The sequence below is a fragment of the Streptomyces katrae genome, from assembly GCF_000966975.1.
Classification (GTDB): Bacteria; Actinomycetota; Actinomycetes; order Streptomycetales; family Streptomycetaceae; genus Streptomyces; species Streptomyces katrae.
Genome location: NZ_JZWV01001503.1, coordinates 1 through 2,001, shown reverse-complemented (window position 1 = coordinate 2,001; position 2,001 = coordinate 1). Strand labels below are relative to the sequence as shown.

The 2,001-nt window shown below is 72.8% G+C and carries 2 protein-coding genes; both read left to right on the top strand.

Going from position 1 to position 2,001, the window contains the following annotated elements; translation table 11 throughout:
* Positions 1-574, top strand: a 574-nt coding sequence (locus VR44_RS45735) for a hypothetical protein (protein WP_211275224.1), incomplete at its 5' end; no start/stop codon positions are given.
* Positions 575-1,195: 621 nt separating this feature from the next.
* Positions 1,196-1,930, top strand: a complete 735-nt coding sequence (locus VR44_RS41805; protein ID WP_052714032.1) for a DciA family protein — start codon at positions 1,196-1,198, stop codon at positions 1,928-1,930.
* The last annotated feature ends 71 nt before the right edge of the window (positions 1,931-2,001 follow it).

Genomic DNA, 2,001 nt, shown 5'->3' with positions numbered 1-2,001 from the left:
CCCGATGGCCGTTGTCTGCGAGACCTGCTTCAGCGGTCCGCGGCAGCCGTGCACCTACATCACCGGTCCACGCACTGGTGAGGACCGAAGCATCCACCGACCTCGCTCCCGCGACGCGCAACGGCAGTTCAACCGCCTGAACGGGCCCATGCCGCAGCGGCACGAGATCCCCGAAGATGACGACTGGATCTACCACCCCCTTCGAAGCGGGGACCTCGCCGGACTGATCCTCGGAATCCGCCTCTCCGTAGCCCGCGCACTGGCCACCCACCACGAAGAACTCGGCGCGCTACACGAGGTCGCCATCGGCCAAGAAGGCCCCGAGATGTTCGACCATGTCACCAACCCCGCGATTCTGGTGGCCCTGACTGCCGTCACAGACCGGTCTCGAAGCGGGATCGACAACCTCGCCTCACGACTGGCAGCACGAGGATTCCTCGAACGCTTCCCTGACGGATCTGCCCTCACCAACCTCCAGGCAGCACGAGTCTTCTCACCCGGCGAGCTGCCTGCAGAAGGCCTGACCCGATGGAAGGCAGCCATCAACGCAGTGTCCGCCCAGCAGCGGCCCTGACGCTCGGCCAGGGCAGGCAGCAACGGGGGAGGAGGGTGCCTCTGTCGCCGAAGAAGTTTCGGGCCGTCCAGGCTCCGGTGGACCTGGTGTGGCGCGGCTGGATCGTGCGGCCGACCGCCGCCTGGTGGAGGCCGCCGCCCGCAGCGAACTGACCCGGGTGAAGGGCTTCGCGGGCCGTACGGACGCCCCGCAGGTGCTCGCACGGCGGCTGGTGCGGCGCTTGGACGAGCAGCTGCGCACCGGTGGCCCGATCACCGACCCGGTGGGCTGGCTGCTGGCCCGTGGCCTGCCCCAGCGTCAGCAGTGCGGCGACGCCAGATGTGACGACCGGATGCTGCTCGACTCCGGCCAGGACTGCCCGCGCTGCGAGGACCGGCAGGCCGACCGCCGCGCCCAGCGCCACGCGGTCGCGGCCACCGTGGACGCCGCGATGCCCGGGGCCTCCGCGGACGAGCGCCGAGCGGCCGCCGACCGGCAGCTGCGCGAGAGGGTGACCGCCCAGGGGTGGGCCCGCGAGTACAAGTGGGAGCAGGTCCGCGCCCGCCAGGTCGCCGCCAAGGCCCACCGCGCCGAAGCCGCGGCCGCGCAGCCGGCCGACGACGTCCCGGCCGTGCCGTGCCGATGGCTCCGGTCGCTCCGGTCGCGATTCCCGCGCCGAGCCCGGTCGCCGTCGTCGCTCCCGCTGCGGAGCCGGAGTGCGCCGGCATCGAGGACGACCAGGAGCTCGTCCTCGAGGAGCTCACCCGCGCGCCGGTCCTGGAAGCCTGGGAGCTCCCGGCCGTCGGCGCGACGCTGCGGGAGCGGTGGGCGGCCATCGCCCCCGAGCTCGCCGGGCACGTCGCCACCGTGGCCCTCGACACGGACTCCGGCCGGCTCACGGTGTGCCCGGAGTCGTCGGCCTGGGCGACGAAGGCCCGCCTGGAGCAGACCCGCGTCATCACGGCCGCCAACACGGCGGCGGGCCGCACCGTCGTGATCTCCCTGCCGATCCTGCCGCCCGCGCCCGTCTCCGCTCCGGCCGACGTCGCCCCGGCAGACCTGGCCCCGACCGTGCCCGCCGATCCGGCGAAGACCAGGGAGTCGTCCGAGGGTTACTGCCGTGCGCTCGCCGCGCGCCAGGAGGCCGTCGCGCTGCGCCGGGCGGACCCGGCCATCGCGAAGGCGGTTGAACGGCAGAGGAACCAGCCGAAGCCGCCGCCCCCGTGGCGGATGTATGAGGTGACCTGTCCTGACTGCGGCCAGGGTGCTGATGCCCGGTGCACGACGACGGGCGGCCCGAACCGCTCACGCGTTGAACGGGCGAAGGAGTTCACCCGCCTTCGAAAGCCCCGCCCCGAGCCTGGCGCCGAGGCGTGACCTGGCCAAGGCCGCCTGCGGTGATCCGCCCGGCCGTCCTGCTAGGCCGTTTCTTTCAGATCATCGGATCG

Excerpts from the sequence above, each read along its gene's own strand:
- VR44_RS41805 (WP_052714032.1), top strand. The coding sequence starts at position 1,196 with ATGGCTCCGGTCGCTCCGGTCGCGATTCCCGCGCCGAGCCCGGTCGCC.